The 15,497-nt window shown below is 37.9% G+C and carries 15 protein-coding genes; 9 read left to right on the top strand and 6 right to left on the bottom strand.

The features are described from left to right. Nucleotides 1-25: 25 nt before the first annotated feature. Together F6K06_RS05265 and F6K06_RS05260 are read right to left on the bottom strand one after the other, a co-directional pair. A complete protein-coding gene (locus F6K06_RS05265) occupies nt 26-304 on the bottom strand; it encodes a hypothetical protein (protein ID WP_124147855.1) in 279 nt (92 codons plus the stop codon). Nucleotides 305-763: 459 nt separating this feature from the next. After that, complete coding sequence (locus tag F6K06_RS05260) at nt 764-1,336, bottom strand: hypothetical protein (protein WP_124147856.1); 573 nt, start codon at nt 1,334-1,336, stop codon at nt 764-766. Between the two features lie 310 nt (nt 1,337-1,646). On the opposite strand from F6K06_RS05260, the gene tkt reads away from it, so the two are divergent. The 7 genes from tkt to F6K06_RS05225 all read left to right on the top strand — a co-directional run bounded on the left by tkt (nt 1,647) and on the right by F6K06_RS05225 (nt 8,086). Then, complete coding sequence (tkt, locus tag F6K06_RS05255) at nt 1,647-3,665, top strand: transketolase (RefSeq protein ID WP_124147857.1); 2,019 nt, start codon at nt 1,647-1,649, stop codon at nt 3,663-3,665. A 511-nt stretch (nt 3,666-4,176) separates the two neighbouring features. Then, nucleotides 4,177-4,449 carry a hypothetical protein gene (locus F6K06_RS05250; RefSeq protein WP_124147858.1) on the top strand — a complete coding sequence of 91 codons (273 nt, stop codon included), beginning with the start codon at nt 4,177-4,179 and terminating at the stop codon, nt 4,447-4,449. Between the two features lie 374 nt (nt 4,450-4,823). Further along, a complete protein-coding gene (locus F6K06_RS05245) occupies nt 4,824-5,453 on the top strand; it encodes a hypothetical protein (RefSeq protein WP_287240623.1) in 630 nt (209 codons plus the stop codon). Continuing rightward, entirely contained in the window at nt 5,450-5,704 is a 255-nt protein-coding gene (locus F6K06_RS05240) for a hypothetical protein (protein ID WP_124147860.1), read from the top strand. Before F6K06_RS05245 ends, F6K06_RS05240 begins: the two co-directional genes overlap by 4 nt. A gap of 186 nt (nt 5,705-5,890) precedes the next feature. After that, a complete protein-coding gene (locus F6K06_RS05235) occupies nt 5,891-6,037 on the top strand; it encodes a hypothetical protein (RefSeq protein ID WP_161564767.1) in 147 nt (48 codons plus the stop codon). Nucleotides 6,038-6,259: 222 nt separating this feature from the next. Further along, nucleotides 6,260-6,412: a hypothetical protein gene (locus F6K06_RS05230; protein WP_287276482.1), complete on the top strand. Its 153-nt coding sequence runs from the start codon at nt 6,260-6,262 to the stop codon at nt 6,410-6,412. Between the two features lie 486 nt (nt 6,413-6,898). Next, a complete protein-coding gene (locus F6K06_RS05225; RefSeq protein ID WP_124147861.1) occupies nt 6,899-8,086 on the top strand; it encodes a glycosyltransferase family 4 protein in 1,188 nt (395 codons plus the stop codon). A 466-nt stretch (nt 8,087-8,552) separates the two neighbouring features. Here the strand turns inward: F6K06_RS05225 and F6K06_RS05220 are convergent, their stop codons facing one another. Both F6K06_RS05220 and F6K06_RS05215 read right to left on the bottom strand, forming a co-directional pair. Next, the gene (locus F6K06_RS05220) at nt 8,553-8,792 is read right to left on the bottom strand and encodes a hypothetical protein (RefSeq protein WP_287287114.1); all 240 of its coding nucleotides are present in this window, start codon (nt 8,790-8,792) and stop codon (nt 8,553-8,555) included. A gap of 496 nt (nt 8,793-9,288) precedes the next feature. Continuing rightward, nucleotides 9,289-10,458: an IscS subfamily cysteine desulfurase gene (locus F6K06_RS05215; protein ID WP_124147862.1), complete on the bottom strand. Its 1,170-nt coding sequence runs from the start codon at nt 10,456-10,458 to the stop codon at nt 9,289-9,291. A gap of 18 nt (nt 10,459-10,476) precedes the next feature. Here F6K06_RS05215 and F6K06_RS05210 point away from each other — a divergent pair, with 18 nt between their 5' ends. Then, complete coding sequence (locus tag F6K06_RS05210; protein ID WP_275670478.1) at nt 10,477-10,599, top strand: hypothetical protein; 123 nt, start codon at nt 10,477-10,479, stop codon at nt 10,597-10,599. 289 nt (nt 10,600-10,888) lie between these two features. Here the strand turns inward: F6K06_RS05210 and F6K06_RS05205 are convergent, their stop codons facing one another. Beyond that, nucleotides 10,889-11,518, bottom strand: a complete 630-nt coding sequence (locus F6K06_RS05205) for a type I restriction endonuclease (protein WP_124147863.1) — start codon at nt 11,516-11,518, stop codon at nt 10,889-10,891. 409 nt (nt 11,519-11,927) lie between these two features. Further along, nucleotides 11,928-14,585, bottom strand: a complete 2,658-nt coding sequence (locus F6K06_RS05200) for a CHAT domain-containing protein (RefSeq protein ID WP_287240627.1) — start codon at nt 14,583-14,585, stop codon at nt 11,928-11,930. Between F6K06_RS05200 and F6K06_RS05195 the strand changes: the two genes are divergently transcribed. Next, the gene (locus tag F6K06_RS05195; protein ID WP_275670479.1) at nt 14,584-14,718 is read left to right on the top strand and encodes a hypothetical protein; all 135 of its coding nucleotides are present in this window, start codon (nt 14,584-14,586) and stop codon (nt 14,716-14,718) included. The genes F6K06_RS05200 and F6K06_RS05195 overlap by 2 nt on opposite strands. The last annotated feature ends 779 nt before the right edge of the window (nt 14,719-15,497 follow it).

Below are 15,497 nucleotides of genomic sequence, written 5' to 3'. Positions count from 1 at the left end.
GGAGTAGCAATATACTTTTGCTGTTCTAATTCTCGGCTAACTTGATCAGCCATTGCAGTGTTGGAAATGTGCCTTTAGGTAGCTTTATTACAGGAAAACCTACAATTTTCTCTATAATTTTGTATCTTGGTACATTTGTCATCGCCAGAGGATTGAGATAGCTGTAATTATATTTATATTCAGCTGGGCTGTCACGCTCTAGGATGTACAACGCTACTAAAAAAGCCGCCAATTTGACTAGACTCGTGGCGGTGTTTTGTTCGCTATTTTTAGATAAAGAATTTGCTAGTTGGATTTCAGACATCTTTTGCTCTTTCCGTTAGAAAATACTAAGCTTATTTTAGTATAATTTGTATCTTGATTTTAAGGAGAAGGGAACTTAAACAACATCTTCTAATGGGTGGAACTTAGACAAAACAGAGTCATAAAATATTCTCAAATATAGACATGCAGGGTTTTTTACCTCAAAAAGGCATGAATTATTAACAGCAAGCGGGTTTTCCGGCGGAATGCGGAGCTAACAGGCATTTTTTATACCATAAAATGTCTAAGTAACACTAAAAACTTTTTAACACCCGATCAAATTTAACCAGAGTTGCAGCATTGAGTCATTGGTGACTCCCCATAAGTTGGACTATTTGAAGAAACTGCTGATTTTGAAGTTGCGTAGTATCAACTTAGAATCCCCTAGGCTTCAGCTAGGGGAGTAGTCAATCGAATAACTTTATTCCCTAACTTCACCAAAAGACTTTTTCAGCAAAAGCTACTTATTACTTTTAGTCACAACAATGCAAGTTTCCTGAACTTTAGCAAGCATATCGTGAAAAGCAGGAGTTTTTTGGCCATTTTTATCCACAATCTTCCTGAGAATATAGCTCCCTGCAGGAATCAAACCAAAAAAGATATTATTTCTGCGATACCAGGTCATACCATCGACACTATCTTCCGTTTGGATCATCTCAAAGCCAAGAATCCAGCGAGGAAATTGTATTCCATAAAATTGGGGAATCACATCTGCCCGTCTCAAAGTATTATCCTGAAAAAGTATCTTGATGAGCAATTTTTGGGACTTATTCTGCTGAAGAAGTCTTCGTCCAGCAACTGAAGGATGAAATGTCCATTGAAAGGGATCGTGAGTCCTCACTGACAAGGTTAGAGTCTCAGGATTCCATGAAGCAGAAGCATTCAGAGTCAGACAATCCTCTGGTAGATCGTTTCCATCCATAAAGTAGATACCCTGTAAGACTTCGGGTAAATCTGTACCTTTTCCTGTTGACATCCAAGTTTGGATATCATCAAAGCGACGTTCTTCTATAGTAGTGTTATCTTGATTCATCTAGGTATCTCCAAACATTAGATATTAATACTTTTAGGAATGCGGCTGGGAGATAAAACCTTATAGACTGTTTCATACCCTTAACCTCATAATAATAACTAAAGTCCACACCATAAGTTTAACTTCATAAGGGCCTTAAAATTTTTGACTTGATAACTTCCCTTGCCTAGAGATCCCTACAGTGAGATGATCTGTAATGTATATGGTCTGAGAACAATTCCAGAGCAGTATAACTGTAGTATGACAGTGGACAAATATCTGGTTTATTCGCTCCGGCATTCACACATTTCAATATATAGAAACAATAACTATGGTTGCTACAACTCAATCACTGGAAGAACTTTGTATTAACTCAATCCGCTTCTTAGCAATTGATGCAGTTCAAAAAGCTAATTCTGGCCATCCAGGACTACCCATGGGTGCTGCACCAATGGCCTTTGTCCTCTGGGATAAGTTCATGCGCTTTAACCCCAAAAATCCTAAATGGTTAAATCGCGATCGCTTCGTTCTCTCTGCTGGCCACGGCTGTATGTTACTTTACGCTCTCATGCACCTCACAGGTTTTGACAGCGTACCTATGGAAGAAATTAAACAATTCCGTCAGTGGGATTCTAAAACTCCTGGCCACCCAGAAAATCACATCACTGAAGGTATCGAGGTTACTACCGGGCCACTAGGACAAGGTATTGCTAACGCTGTAGGATTAGCTGCAGCAGAGGCCCATTTAGCTGCTACATTCAATAAGCCAGACTGTAACCTAATTGACCACTATACCTACGTCATCATGGGTGATGGTTGTAACATGGAAGGTATTTCTGGTGAAGCTGCTTCCTTAGCGGGACACTGGGGTTTAGGTAAGTTAATTGCTTTCTATGATGATAACCATATTTCCATTGACGGTCATACAGACATTTCCTTTACTGAAGATGTAAGTAAGCGTTTTGAAGCTTATGGTTGGCACGTTCAGCACGTTACTGATGGTAATACTGGTTTAGATGCGATCGCCGAAGCAATTGAAAAAGCGAAAGCGGTTACTGATAAACCTTCCATGATCAAAGTTACTACTCTTATTGGTTATGGTTCTCCTAATAAAGCTGATACTCACGATGTTCACGGTGCAGCACTCGGACCTGATGAAGTAGCAGCTACTAGGAAAAATCTTGGTTGGGAATATCCAGAATTTGAAGTGCCTGCGGATGCTCTGAGTCATTTCCGCCAAGCAGTTGACCGAGGAGCAAAATATCAGGAAGAATGGGATCAACTTTTCTCCGACTATAAATCCAAATATCCTGAAGATGCAGCTACTTTGGAACGGATGGTAAGTGGTAAGTTACCTGAAGGTTGGGCAGATGCACTTCCTAAATATACTCCTGAAAGCAAGAAGGATGCAACTCGTAACCAGTCTGGTGCAACACTAAATGCTATAGCTGGAGTTTTACCAGAGTTAATTGGTGGTTCTGCTGACTTAGCTCCTTCTAACAAGACTCTACTCAAAGGTTTAGGAGACTTCCAAAAAGGTCAATATCAAAACCGAAATATGCGTTTTGGTGTTCGGGAACATGGTATGGGAGCAATTTGTAATGGTATTGCTCTCCATGGTTCTGGGTTAATTCCTTATGGTGCAACCTTCTTGGTGTTCACTGACTATATGCGGAACTCCATCCGTTTGTCTGCTTTAGCTGAAGCTGGTGTTATTTGGGTAATGACTCACGACTCTATCGCTTTAGGTGAAGACGGACCGACTCACCAACCAGTTGAGCATATTGCATCTTTACGTTTGATTCCACAATTACTTGTGATGCGTCCTGCAGATGGTAATGAAACTTCTGGTGCATACAAGGTTGCAGTGGAAAAGGCTAAATCTTCTCATCCTCAACCTACTCTGTTAGCATTATCTCGCCAAGGTTTACCTAATTTAGCTGGTAGTTCCATTGATGGGGTTGCTAAAGGTGCTTATATTATTAGTGATGGCGAAGGTACTCCAGATATTATCTTAATTGGTACTGGTGGAGAAACTTACCAATGTGTTGACGCTGCAGAAAAACTCCGTGAGGAAGGTAAGAAAGTACGGGTGGTTTCTATGCCATGTTGGGAATTATTTGAAGAGCAAGATGCAGCTTATAAAGAGTCTGTGTTCCCTGCTGCTGTGAAGAAGCGTTTGGCAGTGGAAGCTGGTGTTAGTTTTGGTTGGCATCGTTATGTGACTGATGAAGGTGCAACTTTGAGTGTTGATACTTTTGGTGCTTCTGCTCCTGGTGGTGTTGTGCTGGAGAAGTTTGGTTTCACTGTTGATAACATTGTTGCTAAAGCTAAGGAAGTATTGGGTTAGTTTTCATAGCGATCGGCATTTAGCATTCAGCAGTCAGCAGTCATCTAGAGTTAAAACTTTACAGATAATAAGCTTTAAAGTTTTATAGTTGTCTTAATTGTAGTGTGTAGTGCTATATCTGCCTATTAGCTATCTCAAAATTTCAACTATCATTAAAGAGGTTCTCTAGAAATAGGGAACCTTTTAAATTTTCATAGCAATTCCCTTCAGTATTTTTCAGGATTTATATCATGTCCGCTGGGGCGCGTTTGTGTAAACCCAAAGGTGAATATCTACAGGAAATTTAAGTTTTTTTCTTGCTCTTAAGTATTCCTGACTGTTCCCTGTTCCCAGCTCCGGTGTTCCCTACCCTTGCTATACAATACCGATGCTACCGGACATGATATTATTCTTGTTTTTATTAATAAAAAATAAGTTTGTTTTCCGTGATTTTACTATTGCTGAGGAAATATTTAGACAGTTTTTCTTATACTAAGAAAAAATCTTTACTTAATAACAAGAAAAAATAGTTATGGATGAAGCTGTAAGAAAGATAGCAGGTGTAGGATTACCCGGTGTTATACTTTTAATTGCAATGGCAACGACGGGGTTCACTGGTGCTGCAGCAATTACAGCAGCATTAGCAATGTTAGGACCCGGAGGAATGATTGGTGGTATCGTATTCTTGGGAGTAATAGGACTCGCATCAGATGCACTGACAAAGTATGGGTTAGAAGCTTTGTTGAAAGGAGTTTATCTACAGAGAAAATCAGATGGTGAACCTTTATCAAATCTATGTAGATAAATTGATAGATTACCAATTTCATTAGAACTTAAACTAATACTAAAAAATGCTATTGGGTACTAATAGTTAAAACTAAAGCATAAGTCGATTTGGTTTTTATTGACTTGATTATCAATTATAATTAAAGAGGTGTTGAAAAAGAAGTCTATCGTTTCCGGATACTTAAAGTAACTGAAAAGATTCCTAAAGCTAATAATCAACCAATTCGACTTCAAAGATGGGCGGATAAATTATGGCGAGAAGAACTATTTTGTCCTGTTTATCCTACTAAACGTTTTGGTTATCCAGCTTTTCTAATTCCTGATGGAAATAGTCCAGAAGTAGGAAAGATATTAGAAATAACAGATGTACCTGATAAGACTTATTTTATCGAAGTGGCTAAAGAAACTTTGGATGTAAAAATTGAAGATGCTAGTCGTTATGTAGGTACTACAGGAAAAACGATAAATCAATATACTGTTAAAGACTTGGGTAAGACTGTTTATGAATATTATTGTCAAAAGTATTCACAACTTAAAATATCTCCTCACGAGGAGGCAGTTTTTGTAAAAGATCGTTTGGATAAAGATAGATTTATAGCTGTTCCTATTTCACGTCTTTTTCCAATTTTTACAACGGAGTATGAAGGATTACGAAAATGGCCTATTTGTCCTCAAGTTAGTCCTGATAAACGAGTTCGTATAATTTCAAGTTTTATCGATGAATTATCTGGTGTGGAGTATGAAAATCAACCAGTTGAAATTAAACAAAAATATTTAAAAAGAGAGAGAACGGTCTTTATCCCTCCAAATTTAGAGTACGGTGGTGGTGAACTTCATAAACCTTTCTTGAGTTCAAATATTCCTCAAAAAACAAGTAAAGATTTTGACGATCAAGTAACAAAATGGGCTTCAAGTAAATTATCAGCTCTATACAGAAATAAGTCTTACTCTAAATTTCCTTTTCCTGACACTATCTTGTTATATCCTGACACATTAAAACGAGGCGATCGCGAATTTTTTTGAAGGACTTAAAAAAGGAAATTAAACAACAAACAGAATTAGATTGTTCCATTGTCTTGCAAAGGTCTTATTCTACTGAAAAAAAAGAGCGGTCAGGAAGCTCATTGCTGCATAAATTAAAAGAAATAAAATCTGAAATTAAAAACAATGCTTTAATAATTGTTGTTTTATGGAATGATCTACTAGAGAGCGTCTATAGGGAAATTAAAGATACTGTAAAACCACATTTTTCTCAATGTGTAAAAGAGAAATAAGAGAATAACCCATCAGACTTTAACCACCGATATAAATTGTGGAACAATTGTTTTTTATTGGCATCATTTAGATGATGCAGAGTGATATAGTTTCAGCAGTTGTAAACCAGAATTAAAAAGTTATAGTAGGAGATGATAACTCAAGCTTCCGTGGAAAATAATACAGTTCTTAAAAGAATATCATAAATGATTGACCAAACAATGGAAAATGATAGTCTTGATCAGGAATTAGATCGAGATGAACTTATTCAGACTTTCTCGAAATTATTAGATAGAGTGTCACCTCAAATTTTCCTATTTCTCAATGATGAACAACTAAAAAAAAAGGGTTGAGAGAGTTATGTCAACAGAGTTATTATCGACAATACTTGATGATTTTACCTCAGAAGAAAAAGAAATTTTTAATGCTGCAGTAGAAGGGAGATATTAAGGTAAGTGATATACTAAATATTAGTATGGTTTCAGCAGTTGTAAACCAGAATTAAAAAATTATAGGAGGAGATGATGATTCAAGCTTCCGTGTTTAATGAGTTTTGTTAAGAAATTACAATTTTATTGTTAAACAATTTATCAATTATCGAAAAAACATCAGAAATTAATATAGACTTGAGACGAAAAGGAAGAACAATATCAAATTTCGATCTATTCATCGCAGCAATGGCAATAATTTATAATTTAACTCTGGCTTCTATGATTTTGATATTTTGAGAGTTCAGGGGATAAATGCAGAGAATTACTTACAGGCTAAATAGAGCGATCGCAGTTACTTAATATTTTTTAATAATTCCTCATGCTTGTATAATCATACTTATTTTTATTGATTGCTTGAGATTTTGAGTTAGGGGAAATTAATGATATCTTAAAAAGATAATGGAATAATAGTTATTAGTATTAAGTGAAATGATCGTGTATATATTAATTCTATCCCAGTATCAAGTTCGTCTTTCAGTCATTTAATAGCCTTGACAAAATTTATAAAATAGTCCAGGGATAAAAATCTCACTTGCATAAACATCATTATTATATTAAGTATATTTTTTGGTATAGTAATTAACCAGAATTAACTCACATCGCCAAGAATAGTTGAATTAAAGCATCCGTGTAATTTATTGAGAAAATGTTAAATATTAAAAATCATCTTTGAAGTAAAATTACTAAAAATTAAGAATTGTAAAAAATGGGAGTTATGCAGTAATGAAAATTCTTGTATTAAGCTGGGAGTTTCCACCAAGAATTATTGGAGGCATAGCACGTCATGTTGCAGAATTATATCCAGAAATGGTGAAATTAGGACATGAAGTGCATTTAATCACAGTCAAGTCTGGCGAAGCGCCAATGTATGAAATTGTAGAAGGGATAGAAGTACATAGAGTGCCAGTTGGACCAAGTCAAAACTTCTTTCATTGGATAGCAAATATGAATGAAGCTATGGGTCGTCATGGAGGGAAACTAATAAAAGAAGAGAAAAATTTTGATATAATTCATGCCCATGATTGGTTAGTCACCGATGCAGCGATCGCTCTTAAACATATCTTTAAACTACCATTAATAGCTACAATTCATGCCACAGAAAATGGTCGTCACAATGGTATTCATAATCATAGCCAACAGTACATAAATGAGAAGGAAAAAGAGCTAGTTTATAATGCTTGGCGAGTCATTGTTTGTTCTAAATATATGAAGCTAGAAGTAGCAAGAACTTTAGACAGTCCTTGTGATAAAATAGATATAATTTATAATGGTATTTGTGCTGAAAAAAAACCAAGTAGAGATGAGTTTGATGCAGTAAATTTCCGCAGGCATTTTGCAGAAGATCGAGAAAAAATTGTCTACTATTTAGGTAGAATGACCCCAGAAAAAGGTATTTCTGTGTTAATTCATGCAGCACCGAGAGTAATTGCAGAAATGGGAGACCGGGTAAAATTTATTATGATCGGTGGCGGAAAAACAGACCTTTGGAAAAAAGAAATATGGCATTTGGGAGTTTCTGAAAGATTTAATTTTACCGGGTTTATGTCTGAAGAAAATTTAGATAAGTTTCAAGCGATCGCTGACTGTGCAGTATTTCCCAGTCTGTACGAACCTTTTGGTATTGTTGCCCTAGAAAGTTTTGCCGCGCGAGTGCCTGTGGTAGTTTCGGATACGGGTGGTTTACCAGAAGTGGTGGAACATGGTAGAACAGGTATTGTCACGAAAGTTGGTAATTCTATTTCTTTAGCACAAGGCATTGTAGAGGTGTTGAGAGACTCTGATTATATGCAAAAATTGGTTAGTAATGCTTATCAGGAATTAGAATATAAATTCTGTTGGGGTAGGATAGCGAAACAAACAGATATGGTTTATCAGAGAGTGGCAGCAGAAAGGTTACAGGTAGTTTGGTAATTCAAACAACGGGAGTATAGCGCTACGCGCAAGTCAGAAGTAATTCCTAACTAACTTTGAGCATTTATAAATGTTCACATCCTATTTGCGTAGTGCTATATAGCGCTGTGCGCAGGCAACAGGCAACAGCTCCGGAAGGGGGAATAAAAAACCTATAATATAAGACTTTTAGCTATTGGACACTTCTTGTAATTTGTAAATATGCCAGCGCACATTGCTATATCTTTGGACGCGGTATGTACTTTTGGTATCGTTTGTGTAAACCCAAGGGTGAATATCTACAGGAAATTTAGGTTTTTTTCTTGCTCAATAACCTTCTTTCCTCTTCCTTCTTCCTTCTTCCTTACCTTCGCGCTTACAATACCGATGCTACCGGAGATGATATAAAATGGGTTATATAGAACCCATTTGAGTTCTATATAATTATGGTAGTCAAGTCTTTTCGCCCATCAATTTTGAGGAAAAATCATCTGAAGGAGTGTTGAATTTTTTGTATTATTTCTCCCCACATCTTCCCTCTTCCCTCTTCCCTTCCCCTCCTGGGAGGGGTTATATCAAATCCGTTTAATTGGACATAAAAAAAATCTTCAATCGCCATAACTACGTTTATCTTTGTAATTCTTTCTCCTCCTGAGGAGGTCCTCCTGACTTCCCCTCCCCTCCTGGGAGGGGTTAGGGGTGGGTTGACTCCTCCTAACTTAACCATTCTATGGCTGTTTAACCGGATTTGATATTAGGGGTGGGTTGTCTCCTGTCTCCAGTATAGCTGTCTCCTGACTCAAGGCTAAAAAAACGCGCATATTTATGAAGATACGATCGGGGGTTCTATATGTTTGCGGTTGCTTGACGTAAAAATGTGGCGTTGCTGAGTGGTAATGATTTTGAGATTAACTTTGGGCACAAAACATCAGTTTTTCAATTTTATAGCGCTGCGCGCTGGCATATTTACAAATTGCAGGAGGTGTCCAATAGCTAAAAGTCTTATATTATCGGCAATTTATTCCCCCTATTGCCTGTTGCCTGTTCCCTGTTCCCTGCGCGCAGCGCTATACCTTCAGCTAATAGACATCTCCAAGAATCAAAAATCAATATCTATATCCCAAAGAAATTATCAATTCTTTCCCCTCCATGGTCGGGGCCCGCGGGTGGGTTCCCTACTGCCTACAGCAAAGCTGCCTACTCCCTATGGGTGGAGTAGATGTCTAATTATCATTACATTTAATCAACGCCAAAGATGTAATAGTGGCGATCGCGTGTTCGGCCACCAAGTCTATTTCTTCAGCAGTATTAAACCGCCCGATACCAAAACGCACGGAAGCATAAGCTAATTTTTCTGAGCGTCCCAAAGCGGCCAAAACATGGGAAGGTGCTATTTTTGCAGAAGTACAAGCGGAACCGGAAGAGACCGCCACCACAGGTTGTAACCCCAATAACAATGCTTGCCCATCTACACCCTCAACACTAATATTCAAATTTCCTGGCAAACGCTGAGTCGGATGTCCGTTGAGAAAAATATTTTCCACTGTTTGCAGCTTTTCCCACAACCGTTGTCGCAAAGTAGTTAACCGTTTTGCCTCTGACTCCATTTCTGTTACTGCCACTTCTACAGCTTTACCAAAACCGACTATTTGGGGAGTATACAAAGTGCCAGAGCGCATTCCTCTTTCGTGACCGCCCCCATGTATTTGAGGTGCTAATTTTACTCTGGGATGACGACGACGCACATAGAGAGCGCCAACACCTTTTGGACCGTAAATTTTGTGGGCAGTTAATGATAGTAAATCAATATTCATTGTCTGCACATCTAGAGGAATTTTCCCAATAGCTTGTGCAGCGTCAGTATGGAAAATTACTGAATTTTCTTTACATATTTCTCCTATTTTTGCCAAGGGTTGTAAGACACCAATTTCATTATTTGCTGCCATGACAGAAACTAAAATTGTATCGGGACGTATGGCAGTTATTAGGGAAGTTAAATCAATAATTCCATCTGTATTTACAGATAAATAAGTAACTTCAAATCCCAAGTTTTGTAAATATACACAGGGGTCGATAACGGCATTATGTTCGGTGGCAATAGTAATAATATGTTTGCCTTTATTGAAGTAAGCTTCAGCGACTCCTTTTATTGCTAAATTATTTGCCTCTGTCGCTCCACTGGTAAAGACAATTTCTTCGGGGGTGGCATTAATAGATGAAGCTAAAATTTCTCTAGCTTTTTTAACTGCTGCTTCTGCTTCCCAACCATATTGATGAGTGATACTGGCAGGGTTGCCAAAATATTCGGTGAAATAGGGCAACATTGTTTTTAATACTCGTTCATCAAGAGGAGTAGTCGCGTTGCAGTCGAGATATATAGGACGTTTTAACATAATAATTAGGGTTTGTGTATGGAAAGTCTTTTAGTAGGGGTAGGAGACAGGAGACAGGAGACAGGAGACAGGAGAAATGGGAATGAGCGAGGAGATAGGAGTAAGAATTGTCCCAAGATTGTTCTGTGTAGGGGGAAATAATTTATACAGCGCTTCCCGTTGCCCGCGAGGTACACCCCGAAGATGGCTAGATTGCCTCACTACAATATTTTCATCATTTACCCTGTATCTCATTTGCCCAAAATATGCTTTCATTAATGGATAATGGATAATTGATAATTACCTCTGGTTAAAACCGTTCTTGATTGAATATAACGAATATTTTCTTTTTTTTTTCCTTAAAAGGGGAGGCTTCAAGGCGCGAATTATTTAATTATTAATAATTAATTATTCGGTAATTATTGATTTGATTTTTTATTATTGTAAATGTTTAATTGATAACTTGACCTAATTTTTTTAAGATACTGAGTACATGATAAAGTTCATTAGTTTGGGGATTAGAAATTGTGAATTTTTTAGATAAAGCATATTCAGGTAGATTTTGTTTAACTAATTTGATAAATTGAAAATCATCTCCGTTGGTTACTAATCCAAAAATTGGTTGTTCTGGATGAGGATTAGTCATCATATAAGTGAGGGCTTGAGGGATACCATTAATTATAGATAATCCAGCATTTTTTGACTCAATTACTAATAACCATAGATGATGTTTAAAAACTATTATATCAATCCGACCTTTGATTATTTCATCCTGTGTTTCCACAGAAACATCAATAGAATTTTCATCTACAATATCAAAAGGAAGCTGATAAAAATCTGCCCAAGCAAGTAGGGGAGCAATTACTGTCATTTTTACCAAATTTTCTGAAATTTCCCGATGTTTAATAGCATTCAAATAATTTGCTTTTGCTCGGTCTAATACTTGTTTTTCGATATCGGTTATTTCGGGTAAATTATCAAACCATTCTCTAAAGAATTGAATATCATCTGTTTGGTTGAGACTAAATTTATGCTCAACATCAATCATATTTAGTTTATTTGCTTGAATAATTGCTGTCATGTTTTTCGTCTGTTGTATTATACCATTGAAAAAAACAGTAGTCCAGTAGGGTGCGTTAGCGGTAGCGTAACGCACCAGAACCCTATATCTATATCAGGACTTACGCATAAGGTACGAAAAATTAGGATTTGAGATTGTTTTCCGGGACGAAATGCTCCGTAAACCCTGTAGGTCGCAATGACGAAAATACGTTGTACTGCTTAAGTCTTATATGTGTCACTCGGTAAATCCTGTTCATATTATATCATGTTCGGTTAAATACTTAGCCAAATCTTTCTCGATCTCCCTACACTCCCCATAATAGCACGATCGCTACTTTTTAGCGTACCATCTTATCTTCTTTCCTTGAGCATAACTCTTGTTTCCTCCTGAATTCTGAATTCTGACTCCTGACAACTGATAACTGAATTCACCCTTCTCCTTGACAAACAAAACCTGCCCAATAATAAGGATGATTAAAGGGTTTTTCGCCCCCTATTGATTTTTTAGCTTCGCTGACTAAATCCAAAACTTCCTGACAGTTATCAGCTATTTTCTCCTGTTCCTCATACTCTCTGCTCCCTTCTTCAAACTCTTCTAATACTTCCTCTGCATTCTCCAAACTTTCCTCCGCTTTTGCCAAAGTTAACTCCTTCAACTCCATCTGTGCTTGCCATAACGCATTCGCACTAGAAATACCTGCGGCGCGGTTGCGGTGGTAAAAATATGATAAAATTGTCGTTGCTAAATCATTGACTGCCCACAAACTACTAATAACATTCGACGCTCCTGCTGATAAAAAGGCAGCACTGAGGGTAAAAATATCGTCCGTTAATTCTGAATTTCCTAACGCCGTTTCACAACAGGAGAGAAATAAGTCTCCTAACTGGGGGAAACGGATGCTCGCATTCAGCAACTCCCCTAATGTTAAGTCCGTGTCTCCTAGCAATAACTTTGACTCCAAAGGTTCGGTTAAATTAGATTTTGCGTGGTGACTGGAGAGTAAACCTAATACTTTCTCTCTCGTCAACAACTGTTTATACTTAGCTTTGGTTGCCTGTTTGCTGCCTTTGAGATGGTGTTCGGGGGCGACTCCATAAATTTGTGCTACTAACTCGCATTCTTTGGGAGTGTATGGTAAGTCGTCTCTGGTATTTTCGACGATACCGTAACGTGGTAGGTCTGACTCCGAATATGGTGCTTGTTGCCGACAAAATGTTAATACCTGGGTGCTGGGTGCTATTCTCACCAGGAATTTATCGCCTAAATATTTGCCGTTGTCTAGGGGTAATGCTGGTAACGGAATTTGATGCAGATACATAAAGTGCACCAGGATAATTTCTTTGATGTCTGTGAGTTTTTCTACGAGTTGGTTTATTTGCAGTCTGTCTGCTATTTCTTTTAACATTCCCTCCATTTTGTCTTGCCATTGTTTGTATAACTGGTGTTTCTGTTGTTTGCGGGATGCGTTAAAGCCGGAGAGACTAATTTTCTCTTCCCGACTATCCTTGAGTTTAACTACTACATTAGATGGTTTGGGGTTAATAGACTCAATGGCATCAATATCGCAGTTGGCTAAAATTGCTGCTGCTTGAAATGCTGCTAAATTATCTATTTGGGAGTAGGGTGTTAACCAATTATCCTGTAACCACTGTTGCAAATTATTTAAACCTTGCTCTTGACAACGATGTAATTTAACACCTGCTTGAGTGAGGATAAAAATATAAGTGTCATTTTTAGTAGTGTAGAAACTCAGGAGAGCAACATCTTCTCTCTGTTCCCTGTTCCCTGTTCCCTGTTGCCTAATTTCCAACAACTCCTTCATTTTCTCCACACTAACACTCGGCGCTTGAATACCGTCCGCTAAAACCTGGTCTAACCGACGCATCTTTTGCCAAATTTCCCGTTTTTCAGCTATTAACTTTCGGATATCCTCCGTAATATCATCCCACTCATCGCGGGTAAGGTGGCGACTCGCTCCAACTTTTTCCTGCTTATCCTCTGGGGTTTCTAACTGCCGACGTAAATTGTCAATTTCCCTTTGTTTCTCTTCCATTTCTGCTTCTAACTTGCGGATATCTTCAGGCACTTCCCCATTTTTGTATAAATCTTTAGTGAGAATTAAATCCAGTAAGCGACGACAGCGGAATCTTTCTAAAGTTTCCAAAGCTTTGTCATATTGTTGGGCATTAACTGAAGCTTGAATCATATTTTCATAGACATATATATTCTTACGCAAAATTTCTTGCCTAGCAATTTCGTCGGGTATCCAATCTCGACTTTGCTCAATGGCGGCAATAGCTATTTCATAGTTATCGATGGCGAGTTGATAGTTTTTTTGTGTTGAGGCGAAGTTTGCTAGGTTATAGGCAGTTCTTAAACAGTGAGCTGGTAAGGTTTCAGGTTTCCTAACTCTCAAAGCAGCTTGGAAGTAGGCAATGGCAGATTCTATGTTCTCGGCTGCGTTACCTTTGATTCTACTAGAGTAAGAGTAGGCCGATCCTAGGTTGCCTTGAATCATTGCCCAATCTTTGGTGTTTTCTTCATGGTGACTGAGGGTGAATAAATATCCGGAGATCGCTATTTCTATTTGTGCTTTTCTGTTTCCCCTTGGAAACTGCCAAATATGAAAACTCAGGTTTTTGATTAATGCAACAGTAGTATCCGTAGTTTCAGGAGAGTTGTTGGTAATGAGGTCGGATGCGTATTGTGGCAGGATGTGGGCGAGGTTTTCATTGAGGAGATGTCGGTTATTGTCTAGAATTTGGTAGACGATGCTTTTGTTTGCTTTACCTGCCCTAACTTCCGATTCTGCTTGTAGTAGTTGTTGCAGTAGGGTAGTGTAAGAAACAGGATTTTGCGATTGATTTAACCGTTGCGTTAGTTTTTGAGCCATATTCATTAGCCGTCGGGCGTTATTTTTATTGCCTGCTTCTGCCAGATATTGTGCATATTGCTGCATGAAGGTGATGAATTCCTTATCGATTAAGTCTTGATGGTTTTGCAGTAAGTCTGCCTTTCGGTCTTCGGAACATTCTAAGAGTTGTTGAATTATTTGTGCGTATGCTGTTAGGCGTTGTTCGTTCATGGTATTTTTGTTTGATACGATAATTATTGATGATTCTCTCTTGCTGCAATTAAAACCTCTAGATAGAGGCGATCGCTTAGAAAGCGAGGACTTGACAGTTAAGAAAAAATTTACTATACTCACTTATCAGTAGGTAGAGTTCCCGCCGATTTTAAGCCTGTGGAGAAGATAAGTTACAGACTGCGGTCAGTGGTCTTCTGTGTTTGCGCAGCATTGCGTCAGCAAAGCAGGAAGCTAACTCCAGAGCTGCGTGCAATTCCGGCACGGGTAAGTTTGGGTAAGTTTAGTAGAACGGATAGGCAGATTCGGTATACACTCTCAAAGCAGCTTGATAGCAGGAAGTAGCAGTTTCAGTATTGTCGGGACTGTTGCTTTTCTGTTTTTGTTTGTTCATGGTATTTTTGTTTGATACGATCGTTATTGATGATTTTCCCTTGCTGCTAAATGCTGCAATAAGTACGCTAATCTATATAAGTTTTGGGCTTTGTTGCATGAAAGTATATAGCTGCCGCACTTGCTTGTGCATATCTACAACAATAACGCGCTGAAACTGCTGTAACTATTGGACAATAGATAAATAGAACATCAATCTTGGAAATAAAAAGGCTGAAACCTTTACAGGTAAAAGTTTTGAAAATTGAGCGGTCAGCCCTAACTATTGAACAATAGTAAATAGAACATCAATAATCGCCAAACAGAGCGATCGCTTGGCAGTGCAGAGCAATAACTATTGGACAATAGTAAATAGAACATCAATAACCGCCAAACAGAGCAATTAAGCTACGCAATGGATGTTAAGAACGCTACTTTCATGCAACAAAGCCTAAGTTTTGGTAAAAGTTACTCTCTTTAATCTTGGAAATAAAAAGGCTGAAACCTTTACAGGTAAAAGTTTTGAAAATTGAGCGGTCA

Origin of the sequence: Okeania sp. SIO1H4, from assembly GCF_010672695.1 — a bacterium.
Lineage (GTDB): Bacteria > Cyanobacteriota > Cyanobacteriia > Cyanobacteriales > Microcoleaceae > Okeania > Okeania hirsuta.
Note: the sequence above shows the minus strand (reverse complement) of the source record. Positions and strands in the feature narration are given on the sequence as shown.

Coding starts and splice junctions, on each gene's coding strand:
- F6K06_RS05210 (WP_275670478.1), top strand. CDS start 10,477: ATGGAAAGTCTTTTAGTAGGGGTAGGAGACAGGAGACAGGAGACAGGA.
- F6K06_RS05220 (WP_287287114.1), bottom strand. CDS start 8,792: ATGGTTAAGTTAGGAGGAGTCAACCCACCCCTAACCCCTCCCAGGAGG.
- F6K06_RS05265 (WP_124147855.1), bottom strand. CDS start 304: ATGTCTGAAATCCAACTAGCAAATTCTTTATCTAAAAATAGCGAACAA.
- F6K06_RS05200 (WP_287240627.1), bottom strand. CDS start 14,585: ATGAACGAACAACGCCTAACAGCATACGCACAAATAATTCAACAACTC.
- F6K06_RS05225 (WP_124147861.1), top strand. CDS start 6,899: ATGAAAATTCTTGTATTAAGCTGGGAGTTTCCACCAAGAATTATTGGA.
- F6K06_RS05235 (WP_161564767.1), top strand. CDS start 5,891: ATGATTGACCAAACAATGGAAAATGATAGTCTTGATCAGGAATTAGAT.
- F6K06_RS05195 (WP_275670479.1), top strand. CDS start 14,584: ATGGTATTTTTGTTTGATACGATAATTATTGATGATTCTCTCTTGCTG.
- tkt (WP_124147857.1), top strand. CDS start 1,647: ATGGTTGCTACAACTCAATCACTGGAAGAACTTTGTATTAACTCAATC.
- F6K06_RS05205 (WP_124147863.1), bottom strand. CDS start 11,518: ATGACAGCAATTATTCAAGCAAATAAACTAAATATGATTGATGTTGAG.
- F6K06_RS05260 (WP_124147856.1), bottom strand. CDS start 1,336: ATGAATCAAGATAACACTACTATAGAAGAACGTCGCTTTGATGATATC.
- F6K06_RS05250 (WP_124147858.1), top strand. CDS start 4,177: ATGGATGAAGCTGTAAGAAAGATAGCAGGTGTAGGATTACCCGGTGTT.
- F6K06_RS05215 (WP_124147862.1), bottom strand. CDS start 10,458: ATGTTAAAACGTCCTATATATCTCGACTGCAACGCGACTACTCCTCTT.